The 16846-nt window shown below is 71.2% G+C and carries 16 protein-coding genes; 6 read left to right on the top strand and 10 right to left on the bottom strand.

Going from position 1 to position 16846, the window contains the following annotated elements:
- Window positions 1-69: 69 nt before the first annotated feature.
- From ABZV06_RS27310 to ABZV06_RS27270, 9 genes are all read right to left on the bottom strand, one after another.
- Window positions 70-1062, bottom strand: coding sequence for an ABC transporter substrate-binding protein (locus ABZV06_RS27310; protein WP_355248109.1), 993 nt, complete (start codon window positions 1060-1062; stop codon window positions 70-72).
- A 120-nt stretch (window positions 1063-1182) separates the two neighbouring features.
- The gene (locus ABZV06_RS27305) at window positions 1183-1875 is read right to left on the bottom strand and encodes an L-ribulose-5-phosphate 4-epimerase (protein WP_355248112.1); all 693 of its coding nucleotides are present in this window, start codon (window positions 1873-1875) and stop codon (window positions 1183-1185) included.
- Entirely contained in the window at window positions 1872-3554 is a 1683-nt protein-coding gene (gene araB / locus ABZV06_RS27300) for a ribulokinase (RefSeq protein WP_355248115.1), read from the bottom strand. Before araB ends, ABZV06_RS27305 begins: the two co-directional genes overlap by 4 nt.
- A gap of 609 nt (window positions 3555-4163) precedes the next feature.
- A complete protein-coding gene (locus tag ABZV06_RS27295; protein ID WP_355625051.1) occupies window positions 4164-4952 on the bottom strand; it encodes an ABC transporter permease in 789 nt (262 codons plus the stop codon).
- Window positions 4949-5926: an ATP-binding cassette domain-containing protein gene (locus ABZV06_RS27290; protein ID WP_355625050.1), complete on the bottom strand. Its 978-nt coding sequence runs from the start codon at window positions 5924-5926 to the stop codon at window positions 4949-4951. Before ABZV06_RS27290 ends, ABZV06_RS27295 begins: the two co-directional genes overlap by 4 nt.
- A 33-nt stretch (window positions 5927-5959) precedes the next feature.
- Window positions 5960-6802 (bottom strand): DUF4097 family beta strand repeat-containing protein, encoded by an 843-nt coding sequence (locus ABZV06_RS27285; RefSeq protein ID WP_355625048.1) that lies wholly within the window; start codon window positions 6800-6802, stop codon window positions 5960-5962.
- A 56-nt stretch (window positions 6803-6858) separates the two neighbouring features.
- Window positions 6859-7386 carry a hypothetical protein gene (locus ABZV06_RS27280; protein ID WP_355625046.1) on the bottom strand — a complete coding sequence of 176 codons (528 nt, stop codon included), beginning with the start codon at window positions 7384-7386 and terminating at the stop codon, window positions 6859-6861.
- Window positions 7387-7465: 79 nt separating this feature from the next.
- Complete coding sequence (locus ABZV06_RS27275) at window positions 7466-8665, bottom strand: FUSC family protein (RefSeq protein WP_355625044.1); 1200 nt, start codon at window positions 8663-8665, stop codon at window positions 7466-7468.
- A 95-nt stretch (window positions 8666-8760) separates the two neighbouring features.
- Window positions 8761-9729: an SDR family NAD(P)-dependent oxidoreductase gene (locus ABZV06_RS27270; RefSeq protein WP_355625042.1), complete on the bottom strand. Its 969-nt coding sequence runs from the start codon at window positions 9727-9729 to the stop codon at window positions 8761-8763.
- A gap of 83 nt (window positions 9730-9812) precedes the next feature.
- On the opposite strand from ABZV06_RS27270, the gene ABZV06_RS27265 reads away from it, so the two are divergent.
- Window positions 9813-10739 (top strand): AraC family transcriptional regulator, encoded by a 927-nt coding sequence (locus ABZV06_RS27265; RefSeq protein ID WP_355248135.1) that lies wholly within the window; start codon window positions 9813-9815, stop codon window positions 10737-10739.
- 176 nt (window positions 10740-10915) lie between these two features.
- Window positions 10916-13111, top strand: a complete 2196-nt coding sequence (locus ABZV06_RS27260; RefSeq protein ID WP_355248137.1) for a hypothetical protein — start codon at window positions 10916-10918, stop codon at window positions 13109-13111.
- Between the two features lie 8 nt (window positions 13112-13119).
- Here ABZV06_RS27260 and ABZV06_RS27255 read toward each other — a convergent pair whose 3' ends face one another.
- The gene (locus tag ABZV06_RS27255) at window positions 13120-13872 is read right to left on the bottom strand and encodes an NAD(P)H-binding protein (protein WP_355625040.1); all 753 of its coding nucleotides are present in this window, start codon (window positions 13870-13872) and stop codon (window positions 13120-13122) included.
- A 147-nt stretch (window positions 13873-14019) separates the two neighbouring features.
- Between ABZV06_RS27255 and ABZV06_RS27250 the strand changes: the two genes are divergently transcribed.
- The 4 genes from ABZV06_RS27250 to ABZV06_RS27235 all read left to right on the top strand — a co-directional run bounded on the left by ABZV06_RS27250 (window position 14020) and on the right by ABZV06_RS27235 (window position 16836).
- Entirely contained in the window at window positions 14020-14211 is a 192-nt protein-coding gene (locus ABZV06_RS27250) for a hypothetical protein (RefSeq protein ID WP_355625038.1), read from the top strand.
- A gap of 66 nt (window positions 14212-14277) precedes the next feature.
- Entirely contained in the window at window positions 14278-15621 is a 1344-nt protein-coding gene (locus tag ABZV06_RS27245; protein WP_355625037.1) for a hypothetical protein, read from the top strand.
- On the top strand, window positions 15618-16226 hold the full coding sequence (locus ABZV06_RS27240) for a hypothetical protein (protein ID WP_355625035.1): 609 nt from the start codon (window positions 15618-15620) through the stop codon (window positions 16224-16226). The genes ABZV06_RS27245 and ABZV06_RS27240 overlap by 4 nt, the downstream gene beginning before the upstream one ends.
- A 4-nt stretch (window positions 16227-16230) precedes the next feature.
- Window positions 16231-16836 (top strand): hypothetical protein, encoded by a 606-nt coding sequence (locus ABZV06_RS27235; protein WP_355248153.1) that lies wholly within the window; start codon window positions 16231-16233, stop codon window positions 16834-16836.
- The last annotated feature ends 10 nt before the right edge of the window (window positions 16837-16846 follow it).

The raw sequence follows: 16846 nt of genomic DNA, 5'->3' as shown, positions 1-16846 counted from the left end.
GGTCCGTTCGGGTTTACGGGGCGACACGGCGGGGCCGCCACGCGAGCGCGGCGACCCCCCTCGCGTCGATCAGTACTTGCGGGTGGGCAGAGCCTCCTTGGCCTGCGCCTGCGTGAAGGTGGTCTCCTCGGTCTCGATCCGAGGCGGCACCGTCTCGCCCGCCTTGACCTTCTTGGCCAGGTCCATCAGCTGTGGGCCGAGCAGCGGGCTGCACTCCGCGATGAAGTTGAACTTCCCGTCGGCGAGAGCCTGCATACCGTCCTTGACGGCGTCGACCGTGATGATGGTGATGTCCTTGCCGGGCACCTTGCCGGCCGCGGTGATGGCCTCGAGAGCGCCCAGACCCATGTCGTCGTTGTGCGCGAACAGCACGTCGATCTTCGGGTTGGCCTTGAGGAACTGCTCCATGACCTGCTTGCCGCCCGCCCGGGTGAAGTCACCCGGCTGAGAGGCGATGATCTTCAGGTTCGGGTTGGCGGCGATCGCCTCGCCGAAGCCCTTCTTGCGGTCGTTGGCCGGTGCCGCACCGGTGTTGCCCTGCAGCTCGACGATGTTGACCGGGCCCGTCGCGCCCTTCTTCTGCTCGACCAGCCACTCGCCCGCGAGCTTGCCCTCCTTGACGAAGTCCGAGCCGAGGAAGGTCTTGTAGAGGCTCTTGTCGGCCGAGTCGACCGAGCGGTCGGTCAGGATGACCGGGATGCCGGCGTCCTTGGCCTCCTTGAGCACGGTGTCCCAGCCGGACTCCACAACCGGCGAGAAGGCGATGACGTCCACCTTCTGCTGGATGTAGTTGCGGATGGCCTTGATCTGGTTCTCCTGCTTCTGCTGCGCGTCGTCGAACTTCAGCTCGACGCCCGCCGCCGCAGCGGACTCCTTGATCGAGGTGGTGTTCGCCGTACGCCACCCGCTCTCGGCACCGACCTGGGAGAAGCCCATCGTGATCTTGCCGTCGTCCTTGGACCCGCCGCCGCCGGTGTCGCTGTTGCCGCAGGCCGCCACGCCGCCGATGAGCAGCACACTGGCGAGGACCGCGATAGCGCGCTGCGTTCGCATCTTTCTCATCAGATCTCCTTGGCTGGGTGTGGTGGGGACCGCGTCAGCCGCCGACGAGCAGAGGTGGCGTACGCGGGTGGTGCGTGCTGGTGCGTCGGTGGAGCAGACCGGCGGGACGTGTGGAGACGGTCAGGAGCCCGCCGGTGCGACTGGTTGTTGGCCGTAGACGTTCTGGTAACGGTGGTAGAGAGCGTCGATGTCGGCCTGCGCGATGGGCACGGGCTGCCCGAGGGTGCGCGCCAGGTACGAGGTACGGGCCACGTCCTCGCACATGACCGCCGCCTTGACCGCCGCCCGGGCGTCCCGGCCGATGGTGAAGACGCCGTGGTTGCGCATGAGCACGGCGGGCGAGCGGTGCCCGGCGAGCGTGGCGACGATGCCCTTGCCGATGTCGTCGCCGCCGATCAGCGCGAACGGGCCCAGCGGGATCTCCCCGCCGAACTCGTCGGCCTGCGCGGTGAGGTGACAGGGGATCGCCTCACCGCAGGCGGCCCAGGCGCTCGCGTACGAGCTGTGGGTGTGCACCACGCCGCCGACCTCCGGCATGGCGCGGTAGACGTAGGCGTGGGCGGCCGTGTCGCTGGACGGCGTCAGGTCTCCCTCGACCAGGATCCCGTCGAGGTCGCAGACCACCATCGTGTCGGCCGTGAGGTCGTCGTAGCCCACACCGCTCGGCTTGATGACCATGAGGTCCTGGCCGGGCACCCGCGCGGAGACGTTGCCGGACGTCCAGGCCACCAGGTTGTACCGGGTCAGCTCGCTGTGCAGGCGGGCAACCGTCTCGCGCAGCTCACCGATCTGCCGGTTCAGCTCTGCGTTCATGCGACGACCTCCAGCGGGGCCTCGTGCGTGGCCACGGCGGCCTCTACCGCCGCGTTGCGGATCGCCCGGAGGCGGAGCATCACGTCGTTGCCGCCGCGACCGAAGTGGTCGTGCAGCGCCCGGTACTCGGCGTACAGCGCGTCGTAGGCGCGCGCCCGCTCGGGGTCCGGCGTGTAGACCGCCTCGTGCACCCGCCCCATCGCCTGGGACGCCTCGTGGATCGACGGGTACGCCCCGGCGGCGACGGCGGCGTGGATCGCCGAGCCGAGCGCCGGCCCCTGCGCGGACGCGATGATGTTCAGCGGCCGCTTGGTCACGTCGGCGTAGATCTGCATCAGGAGCTTGTTGTTGGTGAGACCGCCAGCGATCACCAGGTCGTTGACCGGCACGCCGGCCTCGACGAACGCGTCGATGATCATCCTGGTGCCGTACGCCGTGGCCTCCAGCAGCGCGCGGTAGATGTCCTGCGGGCGGGTGGCCAGGGTCATCCCGACGACCATCCCGCTGAGGTCGTGGTTGACCAGCAACGAGCGGTTGCCGTTCCACCAGTCCAGCGCGACCAGGCCGTGCGCGCCGACCGGCTGGCTGGCGGCCAGCTCGGTGAGGCGTTCGTGCGAGGCGAGCCCGGCGGGAGCGCCGTGCTCGACGAACCAGCCGAAGATGTCGCCGACACCGCTCTGGCCGGCCTCGTAGCCCCACGCCCCGGGGCTGATGCCGCCGTCGACCACGCCGCACATGCCGGCGACCTCGGCCGGGTGCTCGCCGTTGACCACGTGACAGGTGGACGTGCCCATGATGGCCACGAGCCGACCCGGCCGCACGGCCTGCGCGGAGGCCGCGGTGACGTGCGCGTCGACGTTGCCGACCGCTACCGCGATCCCCTCCGGCAGTCCGGTCCAGGCGGAGGCGCGGGCGGTGAGCGTGCCGGCGCGGGCACCGAGTGGCAGCAGCGGGCCGTCGAGCTTGGCCACGAAGTCGCCGAAGTCGGGGTTGAGCGTGGTCAGGAAACTCTCGGACGGGTACTGCCCGTCCTGCAGGATGCCCTTGTAGCCGGCGGTGCAGACGTTGCGGGTCTCGGTGCCGCTGAGCTGCCAGACGATCCAGTCGGCGGCCTCGATGAACCGCTCGGCCCGGTGGTAGATCTCCGGGTCCTCCTCCAGGATCTGCAGACCCTTGGCGTACTGCCACTCAGCGGAGATCTTGCCGCCGTAACGGCCGATCCACGGCTCCGCCCGCTCGTGGGCCAGCGCGTTGATCCGGTCGGCGTGCGGCTGCGCGGCGTGGTGCTTCCACAGCTTGACCCACGAGTGCGGCCGGTCGCGCAGCTCGGGATCCTCGCAGAGCGGGGTGCCGTCGGCGCGCGTCGGTAGGACGGTGCAGGCGGTGAAGTCGATGCCGATGCCCACCACGGCGGCGGGGTCCACTCCCGCGGCGGAGACCGCCGCGGGAACGGCGTAGCGCAGCACGTCGCGGTAGTCGTCCGGATTTTGCAGCGCCCAGTCCGGGGGCAGTGGTCTACCTCCGGGCAACGTCTCGCTGATGACCCCGTCGCCGTATTCGTGCACCGCGGTCCCGAGTTCGGCACCGTCACGAACCCGGACCACGAGGGCCCGCCCGGAGAGAGTGCCGAAGTCGACACCCACGACGTAGCTTTCGGCAGCTCCGCCCACACGCTCCATGTTCACCTCCACCGTTAACGGGGATAGTGTTAACGCTCACATCCAGCCTCGTCAAGACATCTACCTGCAACAGCTCCGTAACGGAACGCGGAGGCCGCACTGACTCGGGCGCGTCGATAGCGGACCGCCGCAGAGGACGCGACCCGACCCGAGCGTCGAGCCGTCCCGACTTCCCGCTGCGCGGCGCCCCCGGCGCCGCCGGGGCGCGGCGACGATCACACCCGCCGCCGGAGGACGCGACGGCGCGGCCCGGACGGGGCAGGTGGCGTGACGACGGCGTCATCCTCGCGTGGCTGCGACAGCGTCACCCCACGACCACGATTGGCCCGCCGATGGGATGTCAGCGATAACATCGACAGCGCCGATGCTCGCGCATGATCAGACCTGTCAACCGGACTGTCGCCACGTCCGAGCCCATGACCCGCGCTCCAGTGCTCGGCACTCGATGCCGGCCGCCGACCGCCATCGAATGTTATCGATAACATTCGACGTTCCGCCGTGCGCGAACCGCGCGGAGCGTGGTGATCGACTCCAGGTCGACGATGTGGCGAGCCAGGCCCGGGCACGCCGATGGCCCGGCCCACCTGGGCCGGGCCGTCGGATGTCGGGTCAGACCGTCCGGCTGCGGTTGTAGAGCGCCCTGGCCCACCAGAAGCAGGCCACCGTGATGACGCCGCACCACGCGACCGCGAGGAGCCCGTTGGCACCGATCCCCGTGCCGAGCAGCAGGCCGCGGAGCGTCTCCATGACCGGGGTGAAGGGCTGGTAGTCGGCGAACAGGCGCACCGGGGTCGGCATCGAGTCGGTGGGGACGAAACCGCTGCCGAGGAACGGCAGCAGCACCAGCGGCATGGGCAGGTTGCTGGCCGCCTCGACGCTCTTGGTGACCAGGCCGAGAGCCACCGACAGCCAGGTGACGGCGAAGGTGACCATGACCAGCACGCCGATCGCGGCGAGCCATTCGACGGCGTTGGCGGTGGGACGGAACCCGACCAGCAGCGCCGCGCCGGTGACGCCCGCCAGGCCGAGCATCGTCTGGAACATGCTGCCCAGGACATGGCCGGTGAGGACCGACGGTCGGAAGATCGGCATGGTACGGAAGCGGGCGATGATGCCCTCGGCCATGTCCATGGCGACCGAGATCGCGGTGCCCTGCGCCGCGCTGGCCACCGTGATGAGCAGGATGCCGGGGGTGACGTAGTTGGCGTAGTCGGCCCGACCGCCGGCAGGCCCGAGGCCGGCGCCGAGTGTGCCGCCGAAGACGTAGACGAAGAGCAGCAACAGGATGACCGGGATGCCGACGAGCATCAGGGTCAGGGAGGGGTAGCGGCGCATGTGCAGCAGGTTGCGCCGCAACATGGTGTTGGAGTCGCGCAGGGCGAGGGTGAGGGTGCTCATCGCGCTGAAGCCCTTTCGTGGCCGGGCCGCCCGGCTCGGGTGTCGGGTTGGCCGGTGAGGGCGAGGAAGACGTCGTCGAGGTCGGGGGTGTGCACGGCGAGGCCGGCCACGGTTATGGAGTCCCGGTCGAGGTCGTCGAGGAGGGACCGCAGCGAGCCCACTTCACCGTCGCTCGGCACCTGGAGGGTCAGCGCGGCGTCGTCCCGGGTGGCGGCGGTGAACGTACGGGCCGCCGAGTCGAGCCCCTCCTGGTCGGCGAAGCGCAGGACGACGTGACCGCCCGGGATGAGCCGCTTCAGCTCGTGCGGGGTGCCCTCGGCGATCAGTCGGCCGTGGTCGAGGAAGGCGACGCGGTCGGCGAGCTGATCGGCCTCCTCCAGGTACTGGGTCGTCAGCAGGATGGTGACGCCCTCGGCGACGAGCGCCTTGATGATGTGCCACATGGCGCGGCGGCTGCGCGGGTCGAGCCCTGTCGTCGGCTCGTCGAGGAAGATGACGCGGGGATTGCCGACCAGCGTCATCGCGAGGTCGAGTCGACGGCGCATGCCGCCGGAATACGTCGCGGCCGGCTTGTCCGCCGCTCCGCCCAGGTCGAACTGGTCGAGCAGGTCGGCGATCCGTCGGCGACCCGCCGCCCGGTCCAGGTGACACAGGTCGGCCATGAGGTGCAGGTTCTCCCGGCCGGTGAGCAGGTTGTCCACGGCGGAGAACTGGCCGGTGACACCGATCGACTCGCGTACGGCGTCGGCGTCGCGGGTCACGTCGTGCCCGAGGACGCGGGCGAGGCCGCCGTCCGCCGGCAGGAGGGTGGAGAGGATCTGCACGGTGGTGGTCTTGCCGGCGCCGTTGGGGCCGAGCAGCGCGAAGATCGTGCCCTCGGTGATCATGAGGTCGATGCCGTCGAGCACGACCTTGTCGCCGTAGGACTTGCGTAGGTCGGTGGTGACGATCGCGGGCTTCCTGCTGCCGTTCATGGTCTCCTCGCTTGCGGTGGGGGTCGGGGCGGATCAGGCGCGGCGGATCGTGATGTCGCCGTACGAGGTGTTGGCACGGATCTCGACCGTCTCGTCGGTCTCGGCCGGACCGTCGGTCGTCTCGAGGGCGTTGTGTACGCGACCGTGTCGGGAGCTGACGTCGAGCCAGGCGGCGGTGCCGCGCCGGACCCCGACCTCGATCGCCCCGTACGAGGTCTGCGACTCGATCGCCCCGCGTACGACCTGGCCCAACCGCACGTTGCCGTACGCGGTCCGTGCCACCACCGAAGCCGTCGACGCGTCGACGGTGATGTCGCCGTACGCGGTGTTGATCCGGACGTCACCGCCGCTGCTGCCGATCCAGCAGTCACCGGACGAGTTCTTGATCTCGACATTGCCGTCGACCGCGCCGAGGCGCACCTTGCCGGACGATGCCTTCACCCGGGCGGAACCGGTGACGCGCTCCACCGCGACCTCGCCGTGACTGCTGTCGATCTCCAGCGAGCCGGTCTCCTCCAGGCGGATGGTGCTCCCGGTCTTGATGCGGCACTCGCCGAGCCGTCCCTCGCCGCGGAAGACCGCCCACGCCGCCTCGGCATGCAGCCGGCTGCCGCTCGGCACCTCGATCAGCACGTCGACGGACGGTCCGGAGCCGAAGCCGTACCGACGCCAGCTCTTCGGCACCCTGATGCGCAGCTGCCCGGCGGCGAACTCGACTGTGGTCTGCTCCGCCGCGCTCACGTCGGACTTGCTCGACGGGTCGCGGGGCCGCACCCGTACCACGGTGTCGGTGCGGTCGGTCGCGGCGATCCAGGCGTCCCCGATGGGCAGCTCGACCTGGACGGAGATCGGTTCTGGTGTGTCGAAAACAGGCATGGTGGTCTCCCGGGAGGGTGTCAGCGAAGGCGGAAGGAGGTGCGGACAGGCGCGGTTCAGCGCGCCCAGCCGGTGACGTGCTGGCCGGACCTCGGGGGTTCCGGCCGGCGTGGCGGCTGGCGGTCGGGGCCGCCGGCCCCGACGGCACTGGCGACGGCGCGCACCAGCCAGGCGTTGACGGACAGCCCGGCGCGGCTCGCGGCCTCGTCGACGCCCGCCTTGAGGTGGTCGGGAAGGCGGAGGTTGATCCGGGACGTGCCGCCCTCGTCACCCTCGGGCGGCACCAGCGGCGCCGGGGCCGCCGGCGGTTCACCGGCCTGGCCCGGCCCGTCCGTGGGCGGGATGGCGGGTGCCACCACGAAGTCGGGCTCGCGTCCGCGCAGCCGGACGTGCACCGATCCGGGGGCGAGATCGCGGGTGATCTCGTCGGCGGCGTCGGAGAGCGCTTCGAGCAGCGTGAGGTGAGTCGCCGCTTCGAGTTGGGTGAAGAGCCGTTCGGCCAGCACCCGACCCTCCGGGTCCACGCCCTCGGCGGCCACGGCGAATTCGTTGCGCAGATTCTCGACGTACGGCCTCAAGTCCATGGCACCATCATGGCACCACTTTGGCTCACGATGCAACAGGCATGGCTCACTCTGCTGCCATGACGAACGTCGTCGCAGGTCACCGCCGGTGCGCCGCCCCTCCGAAGGCGCGGCGGACCAGCCGGTTGGCGACCTCCTGGCTCAGCCCGGTGGCCACCAGCAGGTCACTTGTCGTCGTCCGCACCTGCGCCACCACGACGGCACCGGAGAAACCGACCCCCTCGCGGTAGGCGTCACCGGCGGCGCAGACCGCCGCGAGAGCCCGCTCCCGCGCCTGAATGGGTTCCTGACCGGCGGCGAACTGCCGCTTGAGCAGGCGTACCGCCTCGGCAAGGTCGGCGACGGCCGTGGGCATCCGTTCCGGGACGGACTCACCGTCCTCGATGAGTGTCACCACCCGACGGATGAGCGTTCCCGTGTTGCGCATCGCCCGGTCGATCGGCTCCGCCGTGTGCGCGTACCGGGCCACCGGCCCCTGCCGCTCGTGCCAGTGCACGGGCGAGAGGGTGCTGGCCTCCCGGGCACCCTGCGTCGCCTCGACGAGGGCCCCCAGCTCGTCCTTGTTGTCGCGCAACTTCGCCCGGGCCGTCAGCGCGCGGGCGATGTCACGGTCGGCCAACGCGCCGGCGGTGGCCTCGAGCTGGTCGCTGAGCAGGTCCAGCGCCGGTCGGGCGGCCCGGTTGAGCACCCGCAGCGGGCTCAACGGCAACAGGACGGCGGTGACCAGCAGCGCCATCGTGCCCCCGACGAGGGCGTCCACGAAGCGGGGAATCTCCAGGTCCCGCACGGACGGACTCAACGTGGCGATGAGCACGGCCGTGGCCCCGGCCTGGATCACCACCGCCGCGCTGCCGGCGAGGAACAACGCGACCAGGATCGCCAGCACGACCATCAGCGCGAGCTGCCACCACCCGGTGCCGATCACCCCGAGCAGCAGGTCACCGACCAGCACCCCCACGGTGACACCGATGATCAGTTCGATGGTGCGACGCAGGCGTTGACCGACCGACGCCGCGAGGGTGGAGACCGCGGAGATCGGCGCGAACACCGGCTGCGTGACGTGCAGCACCTGGTGCGCCACCAGCCAGGACAGCGCCGCGGCAAGGCCGGCCTGCAGGGCCAGACCGCCGATGCCTCGAACCCGCCGCCCCCGGGCCCGCAGCGTCTCCGACAGCCGGCCCCACAGGCGGGCGCCGGTCGACGTCGGGCCGGACCGCGCTCCCGCGCCAGCGCGTGCCGGCGCGTCCCCCTCCGTACCGGGTCGACCGGCAGCGACCATGGCGGGCGGCTACCCCGCCGTACCCCGATCAATCCTGGCCGCCGGGCACGACCACGCGGGTCCGTGCCGGGCCGGCGTCCGACGGCGGGTCGCGCTCAGCGCGCGGCGAGCGTCTTCTCGGCGTACGCCCAGAGCTGGTCCGCCGCCACCGGGTCGACCGCGTGGTCGGCGACCCCGTCGGTGGCGTCGGGTCCACCGGGAACCACAGCCATCTCCTGGTTGTCGACGAAGTACCGGCCGCCGATGCCGTCGAGCAGGGGTGACGCGGCGAGCAGGACCGTGGTCGACGCGCCCTGGGCGGGCGTCTTGTAGTAGTCCGGAACCACGAGGTCGCCCGCCTCGTCCATCGCGCCGAGCGCGCGCATCGTGTCGTCGTCGAGGTGGCGCTGGAGATTGGTGTGGATGTACCCGGGGTTCAGGGCGTTCGCGGTGATCCCGTCCGCCGACCACCGCCGGCTGATACCCACCGCCAGCAGGACGTCCGCCGTCTTCGACTGCCCGTACGCCGACCACGGGTCGTACGGCCGCCGCTCGAACTGGGGATCCTCGACGTCGAACGGGGCGCCCAGGTGCGCTCCGGAGCTGACCACCACGACCCGCGCCGCGCCGGCCGCCCGCAGGTTGTCGTGCAGTCCGACGGCCAGCGCGAAGTGGCCCAGATAGTTGGTCGCGAGCTGGAGCTCCCAGCCCTGCGCGGAGAGCTGGCGGGTCGGGAGCGCCATGATGCCGGCGTTGGCGACCAGCGCGTCGAGCGGACCGTCCCAGGCGGCGACGAACGCGTCGACCGACGCCAGGTCGGCGAGGTCGAGCACGGCCGACCGGACGCCGCCCCGGGTGGCGTCGCCGGCGAATCCCTCGACGAGCCCGGTCGCCCGGGCCGGGTCGCGGACCGCGACGGTGATCTCCGCGCCGGCGTTGGCCAGGGCGCGGACCGTTTCGACCCCGATGCCGGAGGCGCCACCGGTGACGATCATTCGACGCCCGGTCAGGTCCACGCCATCGAGGATCTCGGCGGCGGTGGTGCGGGCGGTGAAGGGAGTGGTGAGGCGTGCGTGCGCTGTCATGTCCACCACGCTATGTTCGTCGTACTGGACTGCCTATAGTCTGGAGTCTCTGATACTTTCGCCAGCGTCCAGGACAGGGCGGGATGGATCCTCTCGAAGACGTGCTGGCGCTGCTCGGCGCCACCGCGCACGTGTCCGCAGGCCTCGTCGCCGGCGGGCGCTGGGCGGTGCGGTTCGAGCCGCCCGCCGGCCCCAAGTTCAACGCCATCCGACGCGGCCGCTGCTTCCTCCAGGTCGAGGGCGAGCCGGAGCCGATCGGCCTCGCCGAAGGCGACTGCTACCTGTTGACCCGGCCGGTGGCGTACACGCTCTTCAGCGACTCCGACGCGCCGGTCCAGCCGGCGTACCCGATCTTCGCGGCCGCCGCCGACGGCGTGGCGCACGCCGGTGAGGGCGACGACATGTTCCTCATCGGCGGCGCGTTCTCGCTTGGCGAAAGGGGGCGCAGCCTCCTGCTCGACAGCCTTCCGCCGGTCATCCACGTACCCGCCGACGCCCCCGGGGCCGGCACCATCCGGTGGGCCCTCGACGAGATCGACACCGAGCTGCGGCGGCCTCAGCTCGGGTCGCGGCTCGTCGCCGAACACCTGGCGCTCGTGCTGCTGATCCAGGTCCTGCGGGTGCACCTCGCCCGCGACCCGCAGCACACGTCCGGCTGGCTCGCCGGGCTCGCCGACCCGGTGGTCGCCCCCGCGCTGCGGGCGATGCACGCGCGACCCGCACAGCCCTGGACGGTGGACGCGATCGCCCGCGCCGCCGCCGTCTCCCGGTCGACGCTCGCCGCCCGCTTCCGCAGGGTCGTCGGCGTGGGTCCGCTGGAATACCTCACCGGATGGCGGATCGAACTCGCGGCCGACCGCATCCGTCACGGCTCCGACTCCGTCGCCGCCATCGCCCGGGCCGTCGGATACGGCTCGGAGAGCGCCCTCAGCGTGGCCTTCAAACGGGTCACCGGCGTGTCGCCACGCGCGTATCGCCGCCAGGTGGCCGGGGGCGCCGCGAGCGGGTAGGCGACGCCGCAGCGCCGGCGACCGCCGGGGCTGCGGCGTCACCCCGGGCGATTGGGCGCGTCCCGGCGGGGTAGACCCCGGTCCGCCACAGACCGGTGGTGGGCCACCCGCGGCCGGATCGCCGGCCCCGGGCGGACGAGGTGTCTCGGGGGGCGATGGCGGATGGATCAGCGCGGGTGAGCGGGCCCGAGACCGCCTCGGACGTCGTGGAGCTGCGGGTGCACGGTGTCTCCGGCGCGAGCACCGAGCAGGTGCTCGGCCTGGCGCGCACGGTGCAGGTCGCCGGCGACCGCATGGGCGGCTTCGTCCGGGTCCGGCCCCGCTGGGCGACGCCCGAGGCGCGGGGTGTGACGCTGGAGGCGTACCGCTGGGGTGATCTGCCCTCCGGGACCGTGGCCCGGACCCTGGCGCTGGTTCTGCTGCTGCCATTCCTGCTGGTCAACGTGGCGATCTGGATGCGCCCGGCGAACCCCCGCTCGGAGAGCGTGGTCAAGTCCCTGTGCCGCCTGCTGGCGCTGACGCTCACGGTGCTCTACGTGCTCGCCATCGCCGGCGTGGCCCTCGACCTGCTCGCCTGGCACTGCCTGAACTCGCCCCGCTGTCTGGCCGGTCGCAGCTGGCTGTCCTGGTTCAGCGGGCAGCCGGTCGGGCGGCGGCTGGCGGTGTTCGCGCTGGTCCCGGTCGTCGCGATCGGCCTGGTCTGGCGGCTCAGCAACCGGCCTGGACGGTCGTTCGAGGCGTTCCGCGCGCCCGACGAGGAGGTTTCCGGGCATCGGCTCAGCACGGTCGGTACGTGGGACGCCGAACCGCTGGTCGGACGGCTACGGTCCGTGCACGTCGCCGCGGCGTTCGGGACGCTGTGCCTCGTCCTGCTCGCCGCCCGCGCCGCGAAGGGCGGCTCGGTCGTCACGGTCGTGTTGGCGGTGGTCACCGGCGTGGTCCTGGTGGCCTGCGTGGCGCTGCTCTGTACGCCCGCGCTGATGGACCGGTCCCCCACCGATCGGCGGCTGGACGCGGTCACCACCGCCCTGCGGACGACCGCGATGATCCTGACCGTCGTGGTCGCGGTCCACCTGGTGACAAGCCCTGCGAACTGGCGCGAGGACGGCGCGCTGCCCGGCTTCGACAGGACGCTCACCTGGCTGTTCGCCGTCCAGACGGCGCTGCTCGTCGCCCTCGCCGTGGCCCTGCTCTGGCGGCGCAGAGGCAGCCCTCTGTTCGGGTTGGGAGCGCTGGTCATCACGGCCGCGGCGATCAGCGCGGCGGTGGGGTACTCCGCCGAACTGGTCTACCGGGTGGCGGACTACCTCGACCGCGACCTGCCGACCGGGGAGGGAATAGCCACCGGACCACCCCGGGCGTTCACCTGGGCGATCTTCGGCTTCCTCCGTACGGCGGTGGTCACGGTCCTCGTCACCGGCCTGGTCGTCGTGATCTCCCGACCCGGTCGCCGCCGTCGCGCGACGGCGATCGTGGCCCGCGACTATCCGCACGCCCCGCCGGAGGCCGGGCCGCGACTGCGCCAGGTGCGCGACGCGCTGGCCCGGGCCAGCTTCACCGAACGCCTCGTGCTGCTGGGTGTGATCTTCGGCTGCCTGTCCGGCGTCGGTGCCGCCACCACCAGCCTCGGCCTGCTGGGGCTGTTTCCGGGCGACGTCGTCGAGCGGTACACACGGTTACCCGCCGAGGCGATCACCTTCAGCATCGCGTTCACGAGCTGGGTGAAAGCGGTGGCCCTCCTCGGCCTGATCCTCGGAGGGATCTTCGCCTACCGCACGGAAGGGTTCCGGCGGCACGTCGGCGTCATCTGGGACCTCGGGACCTTCTGGCCCCGGGCCGCCCACCCGTTCGCGCCGCCCTGCTACGCCGAACGGGCGGTGCCGGAGCTGACGCGACGCATCACCTACCTGGTCGAACGTGGCAACGCCGTACTGCTGTCCGGGCACAGCCACGGTTCGGTTCTGCTCGCCGCGGCGGTCCTTGAGCTGCCACCTCGGATCAGCAGCCGGGTCGCGCTGCTCACGTACGGGTCCCCACTGCGCCGCCTCTACGCTCGGCTGTTCCCCGCGTACATCGACGACGCGGTGCTGCACGAGATCGGCAGGAGGGTCGGCTGGCGGTGGGTCAACCTCTGGCGGGACACCGACCCGATCGGCGGGCGCGTCTTCGCCGACCGGGGGCCAGCGGGGTCCGACGGTGACCCGGCCACGGCGGTGGACCGCCGCGAGGTCGACCCCAGCGCGGTGGTCACCCCGCCGGGCGACAGCGTTCCCCCACCGATACAGGGGCACTGGCCGTCCGAGTCCGACGAGCGGTACATCGACGCGGTACGGGAGTTGGCGCGGCGCCTGCGGAACGCGCCGCCCCGGTGACGCCACGGCTAGCGTGCCGGCTGGGAGGCACGCCAGTCGTCCAGGCGTGTGCCGGGGATGCGTGCGCCGTCGGCGGGGACGAGAGAGCGCTCCTTGAGGGTGGCGCCGAAGTACCTCGCGCCGGGGTCGGTCACCACCGAACGGGAGTCGTGGCGGGCGGCGAGGAACGACCGACCCAACTCGTCGAGGCGGAACTGCTCCGGGCCGGCGATCTCGACGGTGCCGTCCACCGGTGCGCCGAGCGCGACCGCTGTCACCTCGGACGCGACGTCGTCCGCTGCCATGGGTTGGATGAGCACCGGCGCCAGCCGTGCCGTGTCGCCGTCCGTGGCGGCGTCGACGATGCCCTGGACGAACTCGAAGAACTGGGTCGCCCGGACCACCGAGTACGGCAGTCCGGAGGCGGCCACCAGTTTCTCCTGTGCGAGCTTCGCCCGCATGTACCCGCCCTCGGGAAGCCGGTCGGAGCCCACGATGGAGAGCACCACGTAGTGCCCCACACCGGCGGTCGCGGCGGCGGCGAGGAGGTTCCGCGTCGACGTCTCGAAGAACTCCCGCACGGCGGTGTCCTCGAACGACGGGGAGTTCGACACGTCGACGACGACGTCGGCGGCGTCGAGGGCCTCGGACACCCCATCGCCGGTAAGCGTGTTGACGCCGGTCTTGGGCGACGCCGCCACCGCCTCGTGGCCCTGCCCACCGAGGTTCTCGACGACCTTGGAGCCGATGAGGCCACTCCCGCCGATGACGGCGATCTTCATGATCGAATCACTCCCCGTCCACGGGCGTTGCGCAGGTTCGCAGGATGAAACCAGCCTACGGAGCGCGCCGCGCCGGCGCGGTCGACATCGCCGCTCATGATTGTGATCGCTGCCGGGAACCCTGATCGTGACAGGCTGGAGGTCGACGTGGCCGCGGTGTCCCACCCGGTGTTCGCACGCGTCTACGAGCGCATCGAGGAGCTGCGCCGCTTCCGGTTCCCGACCACCAGCTCCAGCCCCTCCGCACCGTGCGCGGTGGGCCGGGCCGTCCGGACCGACGAGCGGCAGGGCGGGGCGCCGCTCACCGGGTCGGCAGGTTGGCCCGCGGCTCCTACGTAGTCGGGTCGGCCAACCTACGTAGTGACTGCGGACGCTCGACGGCTGGCCGGCGGCTGCAATGGACACATGACCAGCAACGAGGCCGCGAAGGCCAGCAACCCGGACAGCGCCGAGGCGATCGCCCGGCCCACCACACCACCGACCACGCCACCGCAGCGAACCACCACGGACGACGCCCCGACCCGAGCGGACATCGCCGCACCGGCACCGCCGCCGGTCCGGGCACCCACCCAGGACCGCCAGGCGGAGCAGGCACAGCGCGCCGACGGGCCGCCCGACACGGCGACGCCGGCGGCCAAGGGCGACGCACAGGCGGCACCGGCCACACCCACGCCGGCGCCGCCGACGACCATCACCGCCGACACGGTCGCCGCCCGCGCCGTCGTGCTCGACGGCGCGGACAACGCGCTGGTGCTCACCAACTTCACGACCCGTGCGTACACGATCGGGATGAACGGTGGCACCAGCACCATCAGCCTCGCGAACGACAAGCGCGCCTACACGACGATCCTGGACGGGCAGAACGGCAACCTGTGGGCGGCCAACAACGTCAACAGCCGCAGCCTCAGCGCCAACCAGGTCGACCTGGACGGCCCGAACAACCACGTCAAGTTCTGCCACAGCAAGACCCGTACGTACACCGTCGGCATCGACGGCGAGCACAGTTCGATGTCGTTCGCCCACCCCGACACCCGGCAGTACAAGCTGCTGCTCAACGGCACGACGGGTGACCTGTGGGCGGCCAACAACGTCAACAGCCCCACTGTCACGGCGACCACCGTGTCCGCGACGAACGCGGTCAACTCGAAGGTCGTCGCGGCGAACGAGGTCGACCTCGACGGGGTCAACAACCACATCAAGTTCTGCCACAGCAAGACCCGCACCTACACGGTCGCGATCAGCGGCGACCAGAGTTCGATGTCCTTCGCCAACCCCGACACCCGGGCGTACACCGTGGTCATCGACGGTGTGCACGGCGACATCTCGCTCGCCAACGCGGACCTGGCCGAGGAGTTCGACGTCGCAGCCGACCACCTGCACACGGCGATCCCTGGCGCGGTGCTCGTGATCGGAGAGACCGGCGCGTTGGAGCTGGCCGACAAGCCGTACGACAGCGCGGTGGCCGGCGTGGTCTCCGGGGCCGGCAGCTTCGCGCCGGCGATGGTGCTGGACCGCCGTCCGGACAGTGACCAGCGCCGCCCGCTGGCCCTGGCCGGCAAGGTCTACTGCCTGGTCGACGCGACGCACGGCGCGGTGCGCCCCGGCGACCTGCTGACCACGTCCCCCACCCGGGGGCACGCGATGCGGGTTGCCGACCCGCTCAAGGCGGTCGGGGCGATCCTGGGCAAGGCGCTCGGGCCGCTGCCGACCGGTCGGGCGCTGGTGCCGATCCTGGTGACCACGTCATGACCAGTCTGCGTCAGGCCGCCGGGAAGTACCTGCGCTTCGAGGCGCCCATGACGGTACGGGAGGTCGGCACCGAGCTCGGCCACCCCACCGGCTCCACCCGGCGGCTGCTCGTGCAACTCGAACAGACGTCGAGCGAGTGGTTCTCCGGGAGCCTGCTGCCCTCCAGCGTCAAGGGTTCGGCGTGGCTGCGGCTGTTCAGCGACGGCGGCTACATGTTCGACGGGCACGTGCACGAGAACGGCGCCGTCGCGCACAGTTGGTCGATGGTCGCCACGCCGGGCTTCGTGGACGACGACGGCAACGCCTTCGTCTTCTCCGCGAGCGGCAAGGTGTCGGACAACCACAGCAGCGACGACTTCGCCGAGCACGGGCAGGACCCGCGGATCGCGCAGTACTGGGATCAACTCAGCACCGCCAGCGTGAACTTCCGGCTGAGCGTGACGATGAACGTGGGGCAGCTGATCGGCAACATCCTGAAGTGGATCCCGGTGGTGCTCTTCGGCGCGGTGGTCGCCGGGTGGATCGCGTTCTTCGGCCAGCCGGGCAAGGTCCACGCGTACAAGGACGAGAACGGGACCACCCATTTCTGGAAGTCGAGGGAGTGAGGTCATGACCAGCGTCCGTACCGCCGCCGCCCAGTACCTCGACATCCGTGCGCCGCTGACGCTGCGTCAGGTGGGTACGCAGGTCGGGCATTCCGGCGGGTCGACGAGGGTGGCGATGGACCGACTGGAACAGGAGTGGACCGAGACGTTCTCCGGCAGCCTGCTGCCGTCGAGCGTCAAGGGCACGGCCTGGCTGCGGATGGCCAGCGACGGTCACTACTGGTTCCAGGGGCACGTGCACGAGAACGGCTTCCTCAGCCACAGTTGGAGCTTCGCCGCCGGGCCGAACGTCGTGGACCAGCACAGGAACGTGTTCGTGGCCATCGCCACCGGCCGGGTGACCGATGACCACAGCAGCGACGACTTCAGCATCACCGGTCACGACCCGCGCATAGCCGAGTTGTGGGAGCAGATCCGGTACGCGCCGGTCAGCTTCCGGCTCGACGTCACGGCCAACTTCGCCGAGGTGGCCAAGAAGGTGGGCACGGCGATCCTGACCGGGTTGGGTTTCACCCTCCTGGTCGGCACGATCAACGTCCTCGGCGCCAAGGGCGCGGACTGCCGCGAGGATTCCAACGGCAGGGTCACCTGCTACACGAAGAACTCCTAGCCGTTTCATA

Source organism: Micromonospora sp. NPDC005172, assembly GCF_040608555.1.
Taxonomy (GTDB): Bacteria; Actinomycetota; Actinomycetes; order Mycobacteriales; family Micromonosporaceae; genus Micromonospora.
This window is presented reverse-complemented; position numbering and strand designations above follow the sequence as displayed.

Excerpts from the sequence above, each read along its gene's own strand:
- ABZV06_RS27275 (WP_355625044.1), bottom strand. The coding sequence starts at position 8,665 with ATGGTCGCTGCCGGTCGACCCGGTACGGAGGGGGACGCGCCGGCACGC.
- ABZV06_RS27265 (WP_355248135.1), top strand. The coding sequence starts at position 9,813 with ATGGATCCTCTCGAAGACGTGCTGGCGCTGCTCGGCGCCACCGCGCAC.
- araB (WP_355248115.1), bottom strand. The coding sequence starts at position 3,554 with ATGGAGCGTGTGGGCGGAGCTGCCGAAAGCTACGTCGTGGGTGTCGAC.
- ABZV06_RS27285 (WP_355625048.1), bottom strand. The coding sequence starts at position 6,802 with ATGCCTGTTTTCGACACACCAGAACCGATCTCCGTCCAGGTCGAGCTG.
- ABZV06_RS27305 (WP_355248112.1), bottom strand. The coding sequence starts at position 1,875 with ATGAACGCAGAGCTGAACCGGCAGATCGGTGAGCTGCGCGAGACGGTT.
- ABZV06_RS27240 (WP_355625035.1), top strand. The coding sequence starts at position 15,618 with ATGACCAGTCTGCGTCAGGCCGCCGGGAAGTACCTGCGCTTCGAGGCG.
- ABZV06_RS27270 (WP_355625042.1), bottom strand. The coding sequence starts at position 9,729 with ATGACAGCGCACGCACGCCTCACCACTCCCTTCACCGCCCGCACCACC.
- ABZV06_RS27280 (WP_355625046.1), bottom strand. The coding sequence starts at position 7,386 with ATGGACTTGAGGCCGTACGTCGAGAATCTGCGCAACGAATTCGCCGTG.
- ABZV06_RS27295 (WP_355625051.1), bottom strand. The coding sequence starts at position 4,952 with ATGAGCACCCTCACCCTCGCCCTGCGCGACTCCAACACCATGTTGCGG.
- ABZV06_RS27290 (WP_355625050.1), bottom strand. The coding sequence starts at position 5,926 with ATGAACGGCAGCAGGAAGCCCGCGATCGTCACCACCGACCTACGCAAG.
- ABZV06_RS27255 (WP_355625040.1), bottom strand. The coding sequence starts at position 13,872 with ATGAAGATCGCCGTCATCGGCGGGAGTGGCCTCATCGGCTCCAAGGTC.
- ABZV06_RS27235 (WP_355248153.1), top strand. The coding sequence starts at position 16,231 with ATGACCAGCGTCCGTACCGCCGCCGCCCAGTACCTCGACATCCGTGCG.
- ABZV06_RS27310 (WP_355248109.1), bottom strand. The coding sequence starts at position 1,062 with ATGAGAAAGATGCGAACGCAGCGCGCTATCGCGGTCCTCGCCAGTGTG.
- ABZV06_RS27245 (WP_355625037.1), top strand. The coding sequence starts at position 14,278 with ATGACCAGCAACGAGGCCGCGAAGGCCAGCAACCCGGACAGCGCCGAG.